The 20,371-nt window shown below is 38.7% G+C and carries 19 protein-coding genes; 4 read left to right on the top strand and 15 right to left on the bottom strand.

The annotated features are described in order from the left end of the window. The first annotated feature begins 66 nt into the window (after nucleotides 1–66). On the top strand, nucleotides 67–861 hold the full coding sequence (locus BMW39_RS11900; protein ID WP_083391922.1) for a T9SS-dependent choice-of-anchor J family protein: 795 nt from the start codon (nucleotides 67–69) through the stop codon (nucleotides 859–861). An 87-nt stretch (nucleotides 862–948) separates the two neighbouring features. Here the strand turns inward: BMW39_RS11900 and yiaA are convergent, their stop codons facing one another. Both yiaA and ahcY read right to left on the bottom strand, forming a co-directional pair. Continuing rightward, the gene (gene yiaA, locus BMW39_RS11895; protein WP_034970531.1) at nucleotides 949–1,341 is read right to left on the bottom strand and encodes an inner membrane protein YiaA; all 393 of its coding nucleotides are present in this window, start codon (nucleotides 1,339–1,341) and stop codon (nucleotides 949–951) included. 354 nt (nucleotides 1,342–1,695) lie between these two features. Next, nucleotides 1,696–3,009, bottom strand: coding sequence for an adenosylhomocysteinase (gene ahcY / locus BMW39_RS11890; RefSeq protein ID WP_034975682.1), 1,314 nt, complete (start codon nucleotides 3,007–3,009; stop codon nucleotides 1,696–1,698). A 247-nt stretch (nucleotides 3,010–3,256) separates the two neighbouring features. Here ahcY and BMW39_RS11885 point away from each other — a divergent pair, with 247 nt between their 5' ends. Next, a complete protein-coding gene (locus BMW39_RS11885; protein ID WP_086045774.1) occupies nucleotides 3,257–3,787 on the top strand; it encodes a HugZ family pyridoxamine 5'-phosphate oxidase in 531 nt (176 codons plus the stop codon). Nucleotides 3,788–3,919: 132 nt separating this feature from the next. Next, complete coding sequence (locus tag BMW39_RS11880; RefSeq protein WP_034975678.1) at nucleotides 3,920–4,573, top strand: HAD family hydrolase; 654 nt, start codon at nucleotides 3,920–3,922, stop codon at nucleotides 4,571–4,573. Here BMW39_RS11880 and BMW39_RS11875 read toward each other — a convergent pair. The 13 genes from BMW39_RS11875 to BMW39_RS11815 form a co-directional block, all read right to left on the bottom strand. Next, nucleotides 4,570–5,274 (bottom strand): DUF421 domain-containing protein, encoded by a 705-nt coding sequence (locus BMW39_RS11875; RefSeq protein WP_034975677.1) that lies wholly within the window; start codon nucleotides 5,272–5,274, stop codon nucleotides 4,570–4,572. The genes BMW39_RS11880 and BMW39_RS11875 overlap by 4 nt on opposite strands. Nucleotides 5,275–5,357: 83 nt before the next feature. Then, entirely contained in the window at nucleotides 5,358–6,539 is a 1,182-nt protein-coding gene (locus tag BMW39_RS11870; RefSeq protein WP_034975676.1) for a hypothetical protein, read from the bottom strand. Nucleotides 6,540–6,681: 142 nt separating this feature from the next. Then, nucleotides 6,682–7,518 (bottom strand): type 1 glutamine amidotransferase, encoded by an 837-nt coding sequence (locus BMW39_RS11865; protein ID WP_034975674.1) that lies wholly within the window; start codon nucleotides 7,516–7,518, stop codon nucleotides 6,682–6,684. A gap of 101 nt (nucleotides 7,519–7,619) precedes the next feature. Then, on the bottom strand, nucleotides 7,620–8,723 hold the full coding sequence (locus BMW39_RS11860) for a carboxylate-amine ligase (RefSeq protein ID WP_034967396.1): 1,104 nt from the start codon (nucleotides 8,721–8,723) through the stop codon (nucleotides 7,620–7,622). Between the two features lie 211 nt (nucleotides 8,724–8,934). Beyond that, a complete protein-coding gene (locus BMW39_RS11855) occupies nucleotides 8,935–9,885 on the bottom strand; it encodes an ATP-grasp domain-containing protein (protein ID WP_034975672.1) in 951 nt (316 codons plus the stop codon). A 90-nt stretch (nucleotides 9,886–9,975) separates the two neighbouring features. Further along, nucleotides 9,976–10,689: an alpha/beta hydrolase-fold protein gene (locus tag BMW39_RS11850; protein ID WP_034975670.1), complete on the bottom strand. Its 714-nt coding sequence runs from the start codon at nucleotides 10,687–10,689 to the stop codon at nucleotides 9,976–9,978. Nucleotides 10,690–10,777: 88 nt separating this feature from the next. Then, nucleotides 10,778–11,983: an ATP-grasp domain-containing protein gene (locus tag BMW39_RS11845; protein ID WP_034975668.1), complete on the bottom strand. Its 1,206-nt coding sequence runs from the start codon at nucleotides 11,981–11,983 to the stop codon at nucleotides 10,778–10,780. A 115-nt stretch (nucleotides 11,984–12,098) separates the two neighbouring features. Then, nucleotides 12,099–13,505 carry a M17 family metallopeptidase gene (locus BMW39_RS11840; RefSeq protein ID WP_051879919.1) on the bottom strand — a complete coding sequence of 469 codons (1,407 nt, stop codon included), beginning with the start codon at nucleotides 13,503–13,505 and terminating at the stop codon, nucleotides 12,099–12,101. 84 nt (nucleotides 13,506–13,589) lie between these two features. Then, nucleotides 13,590–14,714, bottom strand: coding sequence for an alpha/beta hydrolase (locus tag BMW39_RS11835; RefSeq protein ID WP_034975665.1), 1,125 nt, complete (start codon nucleotides 14,712–14,714; stop codon nucleotides 13,590–13,592). Between the two features lie 233 nt (nucleotides 14,715–14,947). After that, nucleotides 14,948–16,708, bottom strand: coding sequence for a discoidin domain-containing protein (locus BMW39_RS11830; protein WP_034975663.1), 1,761 nt, complete (start codon nucleotides 16,706–16,708; stop codon nucleotides 14,948–14,950). A gap of 7 nt (nucleotides 16,709–16,715) precedes the next feature. Then, nucleotides 16,716–17,234 (bottom strand): hypothetical protein, encoded by a 519-nt coding sequence (locus BMW39_RS11825; RefSeq protein ID WP_034967411.1) that lies wholly within the window; start codon nucleotides 17,232–17,234, stop codon nucleotides 16,716–16,718. Between the two features lie 68 nt (nucleotides 17,235–17,302). Beyond that, nucleotides 17,303–18,307 (bottom strand): bestrophin family protein, encoded by a 1,005-nt coding sequence (locus BMW39_RS11820; RefSeq protein ID WP_034975661.1) that lies wholly within the window; start codon nucleotides 18,305–18,307, stop codon nucleotides 17,303–17,305. 23 nt (nucleotides 18,308–18,330) lie between these two features. Then, nucleotides 18,331–18,747: an acyl-CoA thioesterase gene (locus tag BMW39_RS11815; RefSeq protein ID WP_034975658.1), complete on the bottom strand. Its 417-nt coding sequence runs from the start codon at nucleotides 18,745–18,747 to the stop codon at nucleotides 18,331–18,333. Nucleotides 18,748–18,881: 134 nt separating this feature from the next. Here BMW39_RS11815 and dnaA point away from each other — a divergent pair, with 134 nt between their 5' ends. Continuing rightward, nucleotides 18,882–20,336, top strand: a complete 1,455-nt coding sequence (dnaA, locus tag BMW39_RS11810; RefSeq protein WP_034975655.1) for a chromosomal replication initiator protein DnaA — start codon at nucleotides 18,882–18,884, stop codon at nucleotides 20,334–20,336. Nucleotides 20,337–20,371: the final 35 nt, after the last annotated feature.

Below are 20,371 nucleotides of genomic sequence, written 5' to 3'. Positions count from 1 at the left end.
TAGGTCTGCTCGAATTTGCGTCAATTTAATTTTGTCTATCTTGGGACAAATAAGAAATTTTTTACAATGAAGAAACTTTTACTTTGTAGCATTGCATTAGTTGGAATGTCTTTGATGAATGCCCAAAATGCGACCGATCTACCATATTCTTATGGTTTCGAAACGCCAGGTCTTGATGGCTGGACCGTCTTCAACGCTGGAACAGGGAATAATTGGGAAGTGGCTCAAGCTTCCAGCGAAACGCCAGACCCATCCGAAGGCGAAAATTACATGCTGTATTACTTCCACGAGAATGCGGCCAATTCCTATCTTTTCTCAAGAGGTCTTAATTTGAAAGCTGGACAGACGATCAATTTGAAATTTGATTATATGGGAATCGCCGAGTATTTTCCGGAGAAAATGGAAGTTTTGGTAGGAACAAATCCAACGGTTGCTGGAATGACACAACAGATCTGGGTTGATGAGGAAATCATTAATTATCCTTATCAAACGGCTTCTGTAGATTTTACAGTACCAAGTGATGGCGTTTATTACATCGCTTTCAGAGCGTTTTCGGATCCGGACCAGTTTTATTTGAGTTTGGATAATATCAAAATCGAACAAAGCTTGCTGTCAACTTCTGGCGCTAATGCATCAACGCTTTCTTTCTATCCCAATCCTGCTAAGACCATCCTGAATGTAGATCATGCAAAAGAGGTAACAGATATTACGGTTTACGACCTGTCTGGAAAGAACGTTTTGAATGCAAAACCGAACACCAAAAATGTAAAACTGGATGTTTCTAAGTTGACAAAAGGTGTTTATATGATGCGAGTTGCCACAAAAGATGGTGCTAAAACTGTGAAGATCATCAAGGATTAAATTTTCCTTTTCGATAATTTAAATAATTAAAGCCTTCAATTTTGAAGGCTTTAATTATTTCTGAAGTTTGATGAGAATAATTAGAATTTAATCTTCCAGCATATTATCACGCGTATTTTTCTGGACGGCAATCGCTCCGAAAAGGGCGAGCAAAAATGCAAAGGCATAAAATCCTTTTTCACTTGGAAGAATCGTGGCGTTCCACAGTCCAATCACGAGTAGAACAATCGATGATAATGTGGCGAACCAACAAAGTCCGTAATAGATGTCGGTCACTTTGATATTTTCCATCTTGTCACGAACGGCTTTCTGCAAAGAAACGACTGCGAACAAGCCGTAGAGTAGGATGGTGAAGTAGTAGCCTTTCTCGTTCAGTTCCATCTCGGCGCGTGCAAGTCCTACGATGAAACCAATCATTCCTGCGCCCAAGGCTACCCAAGATGCCGCGACGAAGGCGTTTGATACTTTTTGTTTTGCCATTAGTTTTTGTTTTTTAATGATTTTATAATATCAAATATATTCTTTTTTTGATAAATCAATTGAAGTCGTTGGAATTTGTTGAGAAAAATTTCTATCAAAAGAGAAAACCCATAGCCCCGATAGTAGCGGTTACCCCACAGTTGGGTTGGAGAATTGGAGGGTTTGGGGATGGAGAGCGGTGGCGCGAGGAGTAATAGCGGATAGCGGGAAATAGCTCCTGATTGAGTTTTAGAGTTGGAGAGTTTGAGGGTTTGATGGTTTGTGAGTTTTGGGGATAAAAAAACGCTCCAGAAAATTCTGAAGCGTTTTTAGTATATTTTCGTCATCCATCTTCCGATATCTGACTTCCAGCATTTAATATCTGTAATATTCTGGTTTGAAAGGTCCTTTCACGTCAACGCCGATGTAATCTGCTTGTTCTGGTGTAAGGGTTTCCAATTCTACGCTTAATTTCTTAAGGTGCAATTCTGCTACTTTTTCGTCCAAATGTTTTGGCAACATATAAACTTCGTTTCCGTAAGCTGCAGAGTTGGTCCAAAGTTCGATCTGAGCCAAAGTCTGGTTACTGAATGAGTTAGACATTACAAAACTTGGGTGGCCAGTTGCGCAACCAAGGTTTACCAATCTTCCTTCTGCAAGGATGATGACTTCTTTACCTTCGATGGTGTAGATGTCAACTTGAGGCTTCACTTCAGATTTTGTGTGACCGTAGTTTTCGTTCAACCAAGCCATATCAATCTCGTTGTCGAAGTGACCGATGTTACAAACTACCGCTTTATCTTTCATTTTAAGGAAATGGTTTCCTTTTACGATATTGAAGTTTCCAGTTGTCGTGATAATGATATCAGCATTGTCAACAACAGTGTCCAATCTTTTAACTTCATATCCGTCCATTGCTGCTTGTAGTGCACAGATTGGATCAATTTCCGTAACAGTTACGATAGAACCGGCACCTCTGAAAGAAGCTGCAGTTCCTTTTCCAACGTCTCCGTAGCCGCAAACTACAACTCTTTTTCCAGCTAGCATAAGGTCTGTCGCTCTTCTTACAGCATCTACTGCAGATTCTTTACAACCATATTTGTTATCAAATTTAGATTTGGTAACAGAATCATTCACGTTGATCGCAGGCATTACCAAAGTTCCGTTTTTCATTCTTTCGTACAATCTGTGAACGCCAGTTGTGGTTTCTTCAGAAAGTCCTTTGATATCTTTTGTGAATTCTGGGTATCTGTCAAAAACCATATTGGTCAAATCTCCACCGTCATCAAGGATCATATTCAATGGTTTTCTGTCTTCACCAAAGAAAAGAGTCTGCTCGATACACCAGTCAAAATCTTCTTCGTTAAGACCTTTCCAAGCGTAAACCGGGATTCCAGCAGCAGCGATTGCCGCAGCAGCGTGGTCCTGAGTAGAGAAGATGTTGCAAGAAGACCAAGTCACTTCAGCTCCTAATGCTACCAAAGTCTCGATCAAAACTGCAGTCTGGATCGTCATGTGAAGACATCCTGCGATTCTTGCCCCTTTAAGTGGTTGAGATGGTCCGAATTCTTCACGGATAGACATCAAACCTGGCATCTCAGCTTCTGCCAAAGTGATTTCTTTTCTTCCCCATTCTGCTAAGGAAATATCCTTAACTTTATAAGGAACGTATTGTGTTGTTGTACTCATATTTATAATGAAATAAATTTAAAAATCAGTTCTTTAAACTAAAGCGCAAAATTACAATATATAATTAAGATATAAAAATTAAGAAACCGGAACCATTATATGAAATTATACATTAGTAAAAATTATTTATTCTAATTCTAAATAGTTACTTTTGCAAAGTAGTTAGGACTGATAAACACTGAACTTATCTTTCTTAATCGATTTTCATCAACATTAAAATTAATATCTATTAAAAATAATTTACATTATGAGTGAAAGTACACACACGCAAGATGCCCAAAGACAAGCAAAACCAGTTGCACCAAAAGTAAAAGAATTAATTGCTAAAACATTAAGCGTTACTTTGGCAACAGTAGATGCAGAAGGAACGCCGAATGCGAGCTACGCGCCGTTTGTGGAGATTGACAACAAATTCTATATCCTGGTTTCTTTTATGGCAAAACACACGAAGAATCTTTCGGAAGGTAGAAAAGTTTCTGCAATGTTCATCGAGGATGAGTCTGCTACAAAGCAAGTTTATGCAAGAGAAAGACTGACTGTTGAGGTTTCTACTTCTCAGATCGAAAGAGATTCTGCCGAGTGGACCAACGTGGTAGGACAATTGAAAGAGAGACACGGAAAAATCGTAGATGTTTTGAACGAAATGACAGATTTCATCTTAGTGGCACTTCACCCTGTGAAAGGTGCGTACGTGAATGGTTTCGGAAGTGCTTATTTTGTAGATGCCAATCTTGAGATCATGGAACATAGAAATGACCAAAATCACCAGACAAAATAAATAATGAAAGGCTTAGTTTTTACTAGGCCTTTTTCTTTGATTCTCTTTTCATTAATGAATTTAGTTGCGCTTTAATTTGACCAAACTTTTAGAATCCATACTTTTGCACCGAATTTTAAATGAAGTTTGCAGATGAAAAATACGGTTATTTTTGATATGGATGGTGTGATAGTGGACACAGAACCGCTTCACAAAAAAGCCTACTACCAACATTTCGCAGAATTGAACATTGCAGTTGATGCAGAATTATTCTCCCAATTCACTGGCAAATCTACGCGCAATGTCTATCAAATGGTCAAAGATATTTTCGGGATTGACACTGAAACTGAAGAATTGATCCAAAGAAAAAGAACCATATTTTACGACCTTTTCGATACAGATCCAGCACTTCAATTGTTGGATGGTGTAGAGGTTTTAATCAATGAACTTCATTCTCAGAATTTTCAATTGATCTTGGCGTCGTCTGCCGCTAAAACGACGATTGACAGGGTTTTCAAACGATTTGACCTATTTCCGTTCTTCTCATATCTTGTAAGTGGTGAGGATTTCCCGGAGTCGAAACCACATCCTGCGATTTTCATAGAAGCGCAACGACTTTCAGGAAATGATAAATCCAATTGCATCGTGATAGAAGACAGTACAAACGGAATCTTAGCGGCCAACGGCGCAGAAATATATTGTGTCGGTTACAAAAGTGCCAACAGCAAAAATCAAAATTACGAAACTGCAGACTTGGTCATCCATCATTTTAATGAATTGGATGTTGACCAATTGAAGCTACTTTAAGAAATTCTCTTTTTGTTAGAAGATTTTACCCATTCATCTTTGCCACACACTTTGCAGGTGCTTTTTTCGTGCGTTAAAAATTCCTGCGTGTAGCCACAGAATGTGCAGGAATAATGTGAATTTCTGTCAAAGATCGTGAAGGCTTTGTCCAAAGAATCTGGCATGATAGGCAAACCATATTTGACGTCCTTGTCCTCATAATAAAATACGCTGATCTCACCCGAGATTTCCTCGATTGCTTTTTCAATTTGACCAAGATGGGAAACACCTTTCAGTCGTAATTCTGCGAAAAATTCATCCTCGCCGAGTGCTTCTTTTTTAAAATCCTGTATGCAGAAAACGCCTTGGTCTATTAAACAAATTGGCTTTCCTTCAACCAGTTTTTCGAATTTTTTACTTTTGCTGATGATGTACGTAATAATGCTGTAAAGACTGATGATCATTGTGAAAACCACTAAGGCTGGCATGATTCCAACATCTTTGTAAAACATTGGATCTCCGGCCGCAGAACCTAATCCGATCACGACGACCAATTCAAAAACAGATAGTTGTTTCACACCTCGTTTCCCCAAAAGTCGAAGCCCAAAGATGATGATGAAGAACATGATACTCGTTCTCAGAACAGTCTCCAAAAGAAAACTCCATTCTTCGGAACCGAGTAAAATTTGTTTAAGGTCGAATGAATCGCTGGCTAGCAACATAGTTTTTTTGAGAAGCTATGTCAAAAAATACGCCAGAGGGGAATTGATAGTTTTAGTATCATTCAATCATAAAAACTATTTAATTAATTCCCAAAGAACGCCATAGAACTCCCGATCCAAATCGCATCTTTCTTATTAAAATCCACATTCACCATCGCTGCTTTCGTCATTCTCACAAGATTGACCAACAACTCCGGATCTTCTTTTTTCGGATCCCAACCAAAAAGCAAACGGATCTCCGCTTTGGAAAATTCGCCGTTGATGTCTTCGAAAAGTGGTGCGTAGGTCACTTTTCTTTGAAGGATGTAATTTTCTTTGTCTTCAATTTGGTCAATGATCTCCTGAGTAGGATTCAGATTGACACCGCTTCCTGCGAAAGAAAACAGTGGTTTTAATACAAAATTTTCAAGCATTTCATTTTCTGGAAAATCAGACAGGAAATAGCTTTTCGGAACGAACGCGTGTTTCAATTTTGGAAGAATATATTTTGAAACTTTGAAGAACCAATTCGGATGCGTGATCCATTCCACATCTACATCTTCACGAAAATCAAATTCTGTTTCCAATCCTTCGATCTTATCCAATTCATCAAAGATCACTCGATTGTAAATACGATTGATCGGAATTAATTTTCCATCTTGTTCGTAGAATAATTTTTTGCCTTCTTTTTTAACTTTCGTCAGACAAACCGTTTTGATTCCCAACAGTTGTTCTGTCAATACAAAATCAACAGCTGTTTTTTGCTTTTCAGGATAGATTTCCAGCAAAATCACATTCTCTGGATTCTCGTCTCCCACAATCACAGCTTTCAATTTTTCTATAAACTCTTCCTGTGAAAGTGACTTCTTCAAATCATTAAGAAAAGGATAAACTTCTGTGATCACTTCCTCGAACAACCTTTGAAATCCAAACAAACTTGGAAACGCTTGCAGCTCTATCAATTGCGGAATGATCTCGCCATTTTCATCTTGACATATCCCAAAATCTATCGCCAGGAAATGTGGTTTTTGAGTGTCATTCGGAACTTTGCAATTGTCGGGAATCGCTTTGCTTAATTCTTCATCAGACATATTTTTGATCTGCGAAATGATGGATTGTGAAGCGTCATCCAGCTTGTTCCAAAAATCATTAGTGAGGAAAATCGGACTTTCAGAAAGACGAAACGCGGCTTCCTGACCGCATTTCTCTATGATTAGCTCATTTGTTTTCTGATATTTTTCCTGAGAAAATTCTTTGTTGAATTGAGTTCTGTATTTTGGAATCATAGTTTTAAGTATATTTTTAAATTATCGCAAAGGCGGAAAAATATTATTTAGTATGTTGTTGAAAGTCGCAAATTTTCAGAGCTTTGCTTCGCGACTTTCTTCACTATTATTTAAAAAAACATTTGCGACTTTGCGTTAAAATCTAACTGTAAGCTAAATTTTTTGCGATCTGCTCAGATGCAAATTTCAAGAATCTTGGAACGATCTGCGCTTGTGTCAGAACAATCTTGTCATCATCATTCATTCTATCGATGGTTTCAAGATATTTTTCCATTCCGAAGGTTTCTATCATTGCTGTTTTATTTTTGGCGTCTTCAAGATTCTTCACAAACCCAGTTGGATCTGCTTCCGGGTGAAATTGAGTTCCGAAGATCTCATCAGAAAAACGAACCGCCATCAATGCTCTTTCCAAATGAACTGTCGGACGGTACTTTTCTAAAGCCACGACTTTCATTCCGAGCTCATCTATTTTTTCCTGATTGGGTTCGATACATTGGTAACCTCTGGAATCTACAGCGTAGAAAGGGTCGGGGAGATTTTTGAACAGGAATTCTTTCTCGCCTTCTTCAGATTTGTGGATGGGCATCACACCGAAAGAATAGGATTTTCTCTTGCAAACATTCGCAATTCCAAAATGGATCACTGCCAACTGGAAAGAATGACAAATTAGAAATGCATATTTTTTCTGTTCACTTTTCTTGTTGTGATTCCAAATCTGGTCTAGGAAATCAGCGTATTTGTTTTCCCATTCATAGCCTTCACGGTGCGGATTTCCTGGTCCTCCGGAAGATAGAAATATATCAAAATCATTAATATCTGGCATTTCGTTTTTGTAACGAACGTCGAAGATCTCTACCGAAACATGATCATCAGATTGCTCCTGAAAAGCTTGAGATAATTCTCTGATATTGCGCATCCCTTGATTCGGATGGTTGTTATTCATATCCAAAAGCGCAATTCTTACATCATTCTTACTCATATTCATAAATTTTCTACAAAATTAAGAATTTTAAATTTGAGTTAATTTTGAATGATTAATGATACCAAAATCATTTATTATTAATCATTCATCATTTATAATTAAATCAATCCTTTCTCAGTTTCATAGATCATATAATCCACGACTTTTTTAAGGTCACCGCCACTTTCGTTGAAGACTTTCAATTGTCGGTCTGCGCCAGTTCCCATTTTGCAAATTTCTCTCGCGTATTCAACTTCTTTTCTGCAACCCAAATCGTCAACAACATCATCAATGAATGCCAATAATTCTTCCAAAAGGTCACGGTAAGGAACGCTCGCTTCTTTCCCGAAGTCGATCAGATGTGCATCGATTCCGTCCTTAGAAGCGCGCCATTTGTTTTCGGTCAATAATAATCTTCTGTAACTTCTGTAACTCGTATTTTGCTGGTGCATTTTGTAGATTTTTGCAACCAAAGACTGCATGATCGCCGCAAGACAAACAGTTTCGTCAATCGTCATTGGCATATCACAAATCCTGAATTCGATAGTCGGGTAGAAGGGATGCACTCTTAAATCCCACCAGATTTTTTTGGCATTGTCAATCGTTCCGGTTTTTACCATCAGATTCACATAAGCATCAAATTCGGCAACGCTTCCGAAGTAACTTGGCAATCCAGTTCTTGGAAATTTAGCAAAGACTTCTTGTCTGTAAGATTTGAAACCCGTCAATCTGCCAACCCAAAAAGGGGAATTTGTGGACAAAGCGTAAACGTGCGGCAAAAAGTAGCGCATCACATTTTGAATCCTAATCCCTTCTTCACGGTCTGGAATTCCGATGTGAACGTGCAGTCCAAAAATCAGGTTGGACCTCGCCACATCGCCCATATCACTCACGATTTTGTCGTAACGCGCATCTTTTGTGATGACGTTGTCTTTCCAGTGCGAAAATGGGTGAGTTCCGCCACCAGAAACGCGCAAACCTTGGTCGTGAGCGGTTTTTACAAGATGTCTTCTCAGGTCGGTAAGTTCCTGGCGCGCTTGCTGGATATTTTCACAAATTCCAGTTTCCATTTCCACCACAGATTCGTGCATTTCGTGTTTTAAGTTTTCACTTAGAACGGCTTTTCCTCCTTCGATGATTTTTGAAACGTGCGAGACCAAATCCCGCGTTTCGGCGTCTATAATTTGATATTCTTCTTCTACACCTATCGTAAATCTGTGCATATTATTTGTGTTTGTTAGTTAAAGTTAGTTAGTCGTTACTTTATTAATGATACAATTTGGGCAGCTTTTCCGCCTTCCGCTCCCAATCTTTTTTGCCCAAGATTTCCTTCTAAATAGAACTTGAGTACACGCAAAAAAGGATTTCCGCTCAAGTCGGGCTGCGACGATTCGGCGTTCCAAATTGTGTCACTAAATATTAGTTAGTTCAGTTTTAAAGTTTATTGGTCACAAATTTTCCCCAGTTGATATTTACTTTTCCTGGTTTGTAATCTTTTGCTTTTTCAATCGCCAATTTTGCAGAATGTTCTACAATCCAAGCAAAGTTCTCTTCTCCCACAGAATTTTTGTCAGCATCCGGCGCTGGATTACAGAAGTCAATCGCGTAAGGAATGCCGTCTCTCACAGCAAATTCCACGGTGTTGAAATCGTAGCCTAAAGCTTCATTCATTTTCAAAGTGTAATCTGTGATGGTTTTAAGCAATTTTTCTCTTGCAGCGCCTTCGGTTTGATGCGTGGTTGCATATCTCAAATGGTGTGGATTTCTCGGCTCGTAAGGCATAATGTGAACGTATTTTCTGCCTAAGCAATAAACACGATAGTAATCCTCGAAAACGATTTCTTCCTGCACCATCATTACCAATTGTTCTGTCTCAGCGTGTTTTGCCCACATATCTTCCGGACTTTCAACTCGGTAAACATTTCTCCAGCCGCCACCATCGTGCGGTTTCATATAAGCTGGAAATCCAACGTAATCGAAAATATATTCCCAATCGTGCGGGAATTTCAAGTTTCTGAATGAAGTTTCCGAAGTGTTAGTCGGTCTTTCATAAGAAGGGAGCAACACCGTTTTTGGCAATGGAATTCCGATTTTCAGCATCAAGGCATTGTTGAAGAATTTCTCATCTGCGCTCCACCAAAATGGATTGTTGATGACGTAAGTTCCGCTCACTGCCGCGTTTTTCAAATAAGCTCTGTAGAACGGAACGTCTTGCGAAATTCTGTCGATAATCACAGCGTAGCCATAATCTGCGCCTTGTTCCAATTTGTCGATTTGAACGGGTTCTGCGATATATTCGCCTTTGCCAAGCTCATTAACTTTATCAATGAATGCCCACGGAAAAGTGTCTTCCATTCCGAATAAAATTCCAATTTTTTTTGCCATAATTTTTGTTTTTTGATTGTCAGAAATCCGATGTTGGAAATCTGAAGTTATTGTGATTTGTTGTTATTTTAAATTTGATTTGAGTTTTGACTATCCGAAAAATCTTCCAATGAATTTCGGGAAAACCATTCGCCAAAGCACCCAATCGTGGTCTATCCATTTTTGTTCGTCGTACCAATGGTTGATGCCTTTTGAGGTCAGTATTCCCGCCATCTTTCTCGTTGGTTCCAAGCAAATATCACGGTCGGAAGTGCTGAGGACGATGTGCATGTGTTTGTACTTCCAAGCTTCATCATTCTTGATAAATTCGTCTGGGCAATTGAAATAGATAAGTTGGTCGTCGTAACCATCCATAAAACTTCTGATAGAAAATGCGCCAGACAGACAGAAAAGGTGAGAAACCAAATCTGGAAACCTGAATGCGAAATTGGCGGCGTGATAACCACCGAAACTTGCGCCAGCCACCACTACACGATGCGTATTATGCGTTCTCTGAATGTACGGAATGAACTCCTGAACCAAGAACTGAACGTACATTTCGTAATTCCGGATTCTTTCGTAAGGTGAAATCCCTTTGTCGTAAAAACTGAATTTGTCGATGGTTTGGATATTGAATAATTTCAAAATTCCATTGTCTGTAAAATGAGAAATGCTTCCGTTGAGATGGAAATCCGCATTCTGAGTGTAAGAACCCTGTGAAGTCGGGAACATAATCACCGGAGTTCCAAAATGTCCGGTAACTTCCACCTGGAGGCTCATCCCAAGAATATGTGAGTAGTAATCTGTATGTGTAATTTGAGGCATACCTTATTTATAAATGATGAATGATAATTGATGAATGATTAATTAAACCTGCTGTCAGGCTGAGGTTCTCGAAGCCTTAACTGAAATTTTAATTCGTTGGTTTGTCTTTGGGAGGCAGAATATTCAAAATTTGCTCGGTGACGATTAAGGCCGCTTCGTCCAATCTTTCTTCAATGATATCAGCTGTTTTGGCCTTGTAAACAATTCCGATGTGATAGTCGATTGGCAAGAATTTTTCCACGTGCTCATTATTCAAATCATCCGTGTTCGAGTGTTTTTCTTTGGCAAGCGAAACAATCAATCCGGAATATAATTTCTGAGTTTCTTCAACCGTGTATTTTTCGCCGTCCAATAATGCATTTTCCAATTTTGCCCATTCTCTCCAAATGTTGACACCAGTTGCTGCTTCCACCATATCGGGAATGTGCGCGCCACCCACTCTGGATGAAGTTTCCAAAAAGTAGTATTGACCATCAGTTCCTCGGATATATTCGCTGTGTGTTGCCCCATTTTGAATCCCGAATTTATCCAAAACCTCTTTGTTGATTTTTTCTAAACCAATCGCTTCTTCAGATTTTTTATCCAAAGTTTTGGTTCGGAAAACACCACCTTCGTGTGACACTTTCATCGGTGGAGAAAGGTATTTTGAGAAGCAGGAAAACACGATTTCTTTGTTGTAAACCAAACAATCCACGTGGTAGACATCGCCAGGTTTGAACGCTTCCAGCAAAAATTTGAAACGCTCGTCGCCCAGATTTTCCACCGCTGGCCAAAGTTCTTCGGCAGAATTTATTTTGATAATGCCACTGGCAGAAGCTTCGGAACGTGGTTTCAAAACCCAAGGTCCGGGAACATCCTGCGTGAACTTATGCAATTTTGCATCATTGAAAATCGATGAAAATTCGGGTACGGAAATCCCGTTGTCCTTTGCCTGTTGGCGCATTGCCAGCTTGTCTCGGAAATAACGGTGCGTCGTTTGTCCCATTCCCGGAATACGGTAGGTTTCACGAATCATCGCCGCTTTTTCCACATCAAAATCATCCAAAGCAATCACTGCATCTATCTGATGATTTTTCATCAAATATGCGAAACCTTGTACCAGATGGTCCAGATTCCAAACCGAAGCTTCTATTTCCGGCATATAATAAACCTCGTCTATCGCGTGCCAAGGCCAGTTTTTTTCTTTCAGGTTTTCTGATGTGATGAGAATAACTTTGTTTCCAAGCTTTTTGCACTCGTCCATAAAGTCGTAACCTTTGTAATAGCAGGAGATGCAGACAATTGTTTTTTCCATATTCGTTTATTTTTTGTCGGAAGTCAGAAGTCGGATGTCCGAAGTCTGATATTCTTATTTGTGATTAGTTTTTAATTTAGTTAAAAGCAAAACGCAATAAGCTAATCGCATTTTGCTAATTATAATTCTCAATAAAATCCAAAAGCAATTGCACGCCATAACCTGTCGCTGCCTTATCTTTCGCATAACCAACATTTCCAAAAGCGACGCCAGCAATATCGAGATGCGCCCAATTCTGATGACCTTCTATAAATTGCTCCAAAAATTTTGCAGCAACAATGCAATCCCCAAAAGGCTTCATCGAAATGTTCTTATAATCTGCAACATCCGAAGTGAAATCGTCTTTCCAGACATCCCAAAGTGGCAAATTCCAAATCCTCTGATTGGTTTTATCTGCAGACTTTTCCAATGATTTTTTCAAATCGTCATTGTTGGAAAAGTAGGCGCCACAAGTGTAACCGAACATTCGAACGGAACTTCCAGTCAAGGTTGCCAAATCAATCAGAACATCGGTTTCATAATTCTTTGACAAGTACGAAAGTCCGTCTGCAAGCGTCATTCTGCCTTCCGCATCGGTGTCCAAGACTTCAATCGTTTTTCCATTGTAAGCCGTAATCACGTCGCTTGGTAAATACGCTTTTTCCGAAACCGCATTGTCCGTAATCGGCAGGATTGCAATGATATTCACGGGAAGTTTGAGTTCCGAAGCTGTAATCAAAGAACCAATCACAGCGCTCGCTCCGCCCATATCACTTTTCATATAATGCAGATTTGCAGAACCTTTGATGGAAATTCCGCCCGTGTCGAACAAGACGCATTTTCCAACCAAACCAATGGTTTTGGCGTTCTCTTTTTCAGATTTATATTCCAAAATCGTAAAAGAAGCTTCCTGCGAACTTCCCTGATTGACTGATACAAACGCGCCCAAACCTTCTTTGATGGATGCTTCTCGGTTCAATGATTTGTAATTCAAACCATATTTTTCTGCGGTAGATTTCAGAAATTCTGAGATTTGGTCGACCTTTTTGTGGTTCGCAGGTTTGTTCAGCCATTCCATTCCGGCAAATTGTCCGTTGCAAAGGGCTTCGGTTTTTAAGGCTAAATTTTTGGCTTCTTCTTCCGAAATATTTTCAAAATGAAGTTCAAAATTTTCTTGCCAAAATGGATGCGATTTTTCAAAAGGGTAGAGGTAAGTTCCCAAGAACAGACCTTTTACAAATTCTTCAATCAAATGAAATCCTAATTTTGAATGAACAGAAGTCGGAACAGCTTGCAGATTTTTTTTATAATTGTTCGCAAATTTGTTCGCTACAGCCTGGATTTCAAAACCTTTTGAATCTTTCCCGATTCCAATGAAAAAATTGATTTCGTTGGAATCCGTTTTTATGAAAACCTCGCTTTTTTTTCCATTGAAGAAATGTTCCGTATTCGGGTAATTCGATTTTTCCTGCTCCCAATCGTCTTCGCTGAACAGGAATATATTTTGTGTGGTTGTTTCTTTTTTATTGTAGATTTTAATCATAATTACTTCATCATTTCACATTAAATCCATAGGAATAAATTCCTATGCTAAAAAATTTTTCGTCCCGATGGGACTTGTAGGGTTTTAGTTTTTGATGTCATTTCCTAATTCATCTTTTGCTTTCACTGGACTTTCCAAACTGTCGATGAACAGCCATTCTACAGCTCTTGGGAATTCCTGGGACCAATAGAATTCCTGGTGCGTTCCTTGCTCGTTGATATTGGTTTTCACTTCAAAATCAAACAATTTCTGAGCATTCAGTCGTTTCAAAGATTTCTCGAAAAGCCTGATTCTTCCGACCATTCTGGAGCCTTCTTGCCGTCCGCCGTACAGATAAACCTTGATTTTATAAGGATTACTGAAGCTAATCATCGGAAAGTCATTCTCTGGTTCCACCCAAAGCGACGGTGAAAAAATCAACAATTTTGAATAGACTTCCGGATAGAGAAATCCACCATAAATACTAATCAAACCACCCAAAGAACTTCCGCCGATTCCCGTATTTTCACGGTCTTTTTTGGTTCTGTAATTTCTGTCAATCCAAGGTTTCAACGTGTCTGTGATGAACCTGAGATATTTTTTGCCTTCCGCATCTTTTGTGACGGCATCATTGTCAAAAATATATTCCTTGATTCTGTCGTTGTTCCCGTGTTCTACGGCGATGACGATGAGTTCGCCTCGTCCGTATTCTGCCAGAAGCGCTAACTTTTTATCAATTTCCCAATTGCCATAAGCCGAGCCTTCATTAAACAAATTCTGCGCATCCTGAAGGTAAAGCACAGGATAAGTTTTCTCAGATTTGTGATAATCAAAAGGCAAAAGCGCCCAAACTTTCCTGGTCTTATCGAGCTGAGGAATGTAAAACGCCTCATCTACCAATTCCACCGTCGGGAAAAATTCCTTCTTGAAAGGTCCCCAGTTCAGTCGCCATTTTTCTATATTGACCTGGACTTTTTTGTCCTCTTTTCTTGCTTTTCTATTGGGCGTAATGCTGTCATATTTGTCTATTTCTACATTTTCCCAACCGCCTTTTGTAAATTTAAATTCTATCTCATCACTCAGTTGTTCATCGGGAATGTGGATGTAATAATTGCTATCATCCAATTTTTCCAATTCAAATTTGGAATCGCGCGGATTCCACTTGTTAAAATTTCCGGTAATGAAAATCGCTCGGTCATCATTGTCTTCTGACTTCAGAAAAAACTCCATTCTTATTTTTAATTCTCTTTAATGAGTTATAAATTTATAAAATTATTTCTATTAATCGAATAATGTTGAGTTTTTTTCTTTAAAAATATCGGTTTATTATTGAATATTAATCTAAAATTAAAAATCATTGAATTAATGAAAATTTAATATTTCGAAATCATATTAATAAAAATAAAAAAGCTTTCGAAGAATGACTCCGAAAGCTTGAATTTTTGATTAAAAAAGTTAAAAATTTATTCCGATTTTACAACCTCTGTTCTTTCAGAGATTCCGTTGGCATTGAAAGCTTCGATTTGGAAATAATAGGAATCGGTTCTGTCGGCTCCATTGAAAAAGTATTCATTTTTACCGTAAACCATAATGCTTCCGTACAATTTGTCTGGCGATTTTCCCCAATAGATAACGTAGCCGTCAGCGTCAGAATTCTGTTGCCATTTGAACCAAATGCTTCTTCTTTCACCATATTTTTTCGGGTCAGCGCGCAGTGGAACGAAGTTTTGAACTTTCGCAGGTTTTGCTCCGGCGCCTTTTCCAAAAACTCGGAATCCGCTCAATGCAAATTTTCCTGTCGGCATTTTCAGGTTTTCCATTTTCAGGAATCTTGCTTTTGCATGTTTTTCAAGTTCGATGTAATCGTGTGGAACGTCGGTTTGGTTTTTTGATTTATCGACAATCACCGTCCATTTTTTGCCGTCATTGGAACCATAGATTTTGTATTGGTGCATTTTGCCAAGCGTTTTTCCCATAAACTCAGCATCTTGGTCAGCATAATTCACCTGGATAGCATTAATCGTGGAAACTTCGCCCAAATCAGTTTGAAACCATTCACCGGAATTTCCGGTTTTAGCGCTCCAATAGGTTTTAATATCTTCATCGACCGCAAGATTGGCCTGATAACCGCCCAAAGTTGAGGAAACCTGAACGGGTTTGTTGTAATTCAAAAGCATCCAACCTGGGAACAATCCTTTGGTAAAATCTTTTCCTTGCGCATATTGCGGAAGCAAAGTCGGATAATCGCCGTAAGCTGTGTTGGTGTACATCACGTCGTCCTTGTCGAAGCCAGTTGGCCAGATTCCCAAACGTCTTTCAAAATTGTTTTTGGTCGAAATGAAAATCGTGGAAACGTGCCACCAATTCCCAAAATTATCTTCGAAAGTTGCACCGTGGCCAGCGCCTCTTGCAAATCCACCGGGTTTGTACGAAAATGGATTATGTTGTTGATATTCAAAACCTTCCAATGGATTTTTAGAAACGTAAACACCGTCAGAATATCCACTGAATTCTGTAGCTGGCGCGCCATATTGCATATAGTATTTGTCTTTGTACTTCGTCATCCAGGCACCTTCTACAAACGGTTGAAGGAAAACATTGTCATTGTATTCGCCAAATCTTTCCCAGCCGTGGTCTTCTGGTTTCAATCTTAAAATCGGTTTTACGAAACCTTCCGATTGCATTGTTTTGGTTTTGATTTCGGTTCCTAGAAGTGGCCATTCGTTGCTCGAACCCCAGTATAAATACAATTTGTTTTTGTCCTCATCATAATGAAAAGCTGGGTCCCAAGCACCAACCTTCAAAGTATCGACAGCGATTTTCCAATCGTCTTTGGTTGGATTGGTGCTTTTCCAAATCGGAAAATCCTGTTCCCAAGTGGAACCGAAAACGTACAAAGTATCTTTCATCGCCCAAACTGCGGGTGCGTTCAAATCGTGGGTGTATTTGTTATCGAGAAGGAATTTTCTGTGAACGAATTTCCAATTCAGCATATCATCAGAATGCCAATAGCCTTCCTGATTCGTGGAAAATAAGAAAAGCTTTTTCTGAAAATTGACAATCACCGGGTCGGCCGTTGCGCGGTGTTTCCCTTGTCTTGAGAAAACTTCGAAAGGCGTGTAGCCATAATCGATGTTGATGGGATTGCAATAGGTTTTTTGTTGCGCAGAAATCTGACCAATGAAAAGTAAGATTACGAACGTAAAAATTGTTTTTAATTTCATTTGAATTTTATTCTTGAATTTTACTGTATTGTTCCAAAATATTATTGACGAATCTGAAAGTATCCTGTTTGATTTTCATATTTTCCTCTGGCTCTCGATGGAAAAAGAGGACGTAATCTTTGTCGTCTATCGTCAGTTTTTTACCTGCAGATTTTGCGTCGTAGAACTTGTCTAATTTGTAGATGAAGTATTTTCCGTTTTTCAGTGTAATCACAATAGGGAAGAATTCTGGCGGTGCAACAGAGCTTCGGTTAAAATTGTTGACGACATTGGCTATGTAATCTTCCTCGCCATCTTGATTGAAATCGCCTTGGTCAATTGCGACGACCTCATTGTCACTCAAGAAATCTTCGAACTCTATATCCTGAACGCCGTCTGGTCGGTAGAATTTCATCTCGTCGTTGACATTTAGCTTGTTGGTAAAGCTGTTTTTGCTGATGAGACTTTGCAAAGTTTTGAGGTCCATATCACTTCTGATACAGGAAACCAAGCAGATTGCAACTAGGAAATAGAGGATAGATTTCATTAAGGAAAAGATTTATTGTAAGTTATATAAAAATGCTGAAACTTGATTCTTAAAATCATCGAAATCTTTTACAACAATAGTCCGTTTGTAGGTTGGATTGCTTGTGGTAGGTCTTTCTCATTCAACATATCACGCATATCGATCTCTATCATTCGGCTGATCTGGGAAATCGGAACATCGTTCGCACCGCCTTCAAAAGGGTTTTCGCAACTTTCGCCGATCTGTTCCAAAACCAAAAAGACCCAACCCAACAACATGCTGAAGGGAATCGTCAGCCAAATGTAATTGTTTTCCAATTTTGCAAATTCATTCAGAAAACCCAAAGGTAAGAGGATGCAGAAAAGATTTGTGAAGTACGTATTGATCGTGGAAAACTGTCTTGGATAGGGAAAATTCTTGATTCTCTCGCATTTGCCTTGTTGGTCATAAAAATCTCTTAACTGATTTTCCAAAGCCGTGTAATTAAAATCATTAACAAAGTCTGACTCATGCAGTTTCCTCAAGGCTTCGGATTGCAAGGTAATGAGTTGTGTTGCTCGGTTTTTCTTTTCAAGGAGGAAATTGATTTCGTTTTGATCAATGTAATTTTTCAATTCTTCGCCAAGTTCAGATTCCCATTCCGGAACTTTATAATATTGAAGATAACGTCTGTTGTAAGGTCGTGTTTTCACATTTTCCCAAGCTTTCACTTCCCGCAATTGAAACCTCAAAGCGGTCAACCAAGCAAAATGACGATAGAACAATTCTTTGTGCAAGCGTTTTTCCTCATCAGAATTATTTTGTCTGATGAAATCTTTGACCATGATTCCAAAACTCCGACTGTTGTTGATGATGGAGCCATAGATTTGCCTCGCCTCCCAAAGTCTGCCATAGGTCTGTGTATTCCTGAATCCGGAAATAAAAGCGGTCGCCGTTCCCAAAAGTGCAATGGGAACCCACGGAATTGCCAGCCATTTCCAGCCCAAAAAGTAAAATAGCAATGTTGGGATTGTGCTGATGATGAGCATTTTGATGATTTTCTCGCGACTCCACATGATGAAGTGGGAAACTTTGTAGCGATTTGATGCGTTCATTTGTGTCTTTTATTAATTTAATTTTAAAGTTCGGGATTCCATTTTTTCTCAATTAATTCCATGAGGTAATCTGGACATTTGACGATCTTATTGGTTTGTGAATCGAGGAAAAATAAAGTGGTGGAAGCTTCTGTAATTTTTACATTTTCTTCGTTATAAATTTCATAGTCGAACTCAATTCTGATTCCCGGAATTTTTCTGACGTAAGTCCGGATTTCCAAAAGTTGATCATAAAGTGCTGGTTTCAAATACTTAATTTTGTATTCCGAAACTGGCAAGAAAATTCCCCTTTTTTCTATTTCGTCATAAGACATTCCAAGGCTGCGAAAAAGTTCTACTCTGGCGACCTCAAAATATTCTGCATAGTTGCCATAATAGACATATTTCATAGGGTCTGTTTCTCCGTAACGTACTCGTATTGAGGTGTTTGTGTGTATCATTTGAAGCGCTTAATAATTCATACAAATATATTTTTTAATAATCAATAGAGAAAAAATTTTTTTATGAAAATTAATAATTAGATATTTGTTGTCTTCTAAAAAAACTAAAATCCCGCAGAAAATAGCAGCAGAAAATGAATGAAAATTTAGTATTGATCTGGGATAGGTGTCTCCAATTTATGAGGGACAATCTAAACGCAGCGGAGGACAACACAGACCTCAAAAAGTTAGAAAACTCTTTCGACTTGTTATTTGATAAAGTTCAGCCAATTTCTTTGGTGAACAATAATCTTACGTTGCTTGTTCCTAGTGATTTTTACAAAGAATATATCGAGGACAATTACTTGTCTTTACTGTCTGCTGCGCTTAAAAAAAATATCGGTAAAGGGGTGAAATTGTGGTATTCTGTGATGGAAAACAAACCATCTGGGAAGGAAAAACCAATTACAATGAACGTAAAAGGGATTTCTACACAACAACCTAAAATCCAGGAAGCGAGACCAGTTCTTAGAGAAAATAATGTCAATGCTTTTGCGGTGCCAGGCATCAAAAAGATCAACATTGATTCTAACCTGAAAGCCGACCAATCTTTTGATAATTTCATCGAGGGAGAAAGTAACAAGTTTGCTTCAACCGTTGCGAGATCGATTGCGAAGAGACCAGGTTCTACGGCCTTCAATCCATTGTTTGTTTACGGAGGTTACGGTGTTGGGAAAACGCATTTGGCCCAAGCGATTGGTTTGGAAGTGAAATCGGCTTATCCGGAGAAAGTGGTTTTGTATCAATCTTCTGAAAAATTCATTCAGGATTTTGTGAAAGCGGCGAAGTCTCAGAACAAGACAGATTTTCAACATTATTATCAGATGATCGATGTTTTGATCATCGATGATATTCAGTTTTTGTCTGGTAAAGCGGCGACACAAGATAGTTTCTTCCATATTTTTGATTATTTACATCAGAATGGAAAACAGATCATTCTAACTTCTGATAAAGCACCTGCTGATATTCTTGATACACAGGAGCGAATTATTTCCCGTTTCAAATGGGGACTTTCTGCAGAGATCAAATCACCAAATTTCGATACGAGAAGAAAGATCATCGTTGACAAGTTGAGCCGCGACGGAATCGAATTGACAGACGATATGTTGGATTATCTAGCATCTGAAGTTAAGACAAACGGCGTAAGAGAACTAATCGGCGTTGTAAATGCCGTGATCGCTTACTCTACAGTTTATAAGTCTGATTTCAGTCTTGACCTATTAAAAGACACCATCAATAAGTTAGCGACTACTCAGAAGAAAACCATCAATATTCCTTACATCCAAGAGATTGTTTGTGATTATTTCGGAATTCAAAGAGAGCAGTTATTGTCTAAAACTAGAAAAAGAGAAATCGCGTTACCAAGACAGTTGGCAATGTATTTCGCAAAAGAATATACCAACGCAACCTTCACGAAAATTGGTGAGGAAATGGGCGGAAAAGACCACTCAACAGTGATGTACGCTTGCGACACCATTCGAGACGTTTCGAAGATCGACAAAGAATTGAAAAAATACATCAAGGATCTGAAAGAAAAGATCGCTCAATAACAAATACAAGGATTTAAATTTTTTTAAATCCTTTT

Source organism: Epilithonimonas lactis (genome assembly GCF_900110605.1).
Classification (GTDB): Bacteria; Bacteroidota; Bacteroidia; order Flavobacteriales; family Weeksellaceae; genus Epilithonimonas; species Epilithonimonas lactis.
The sequence above is the reverse complement of the archived record's forward strand: the minus strand, read 5'-3'. Positions and strand labels throughout refer to the sequence as shown.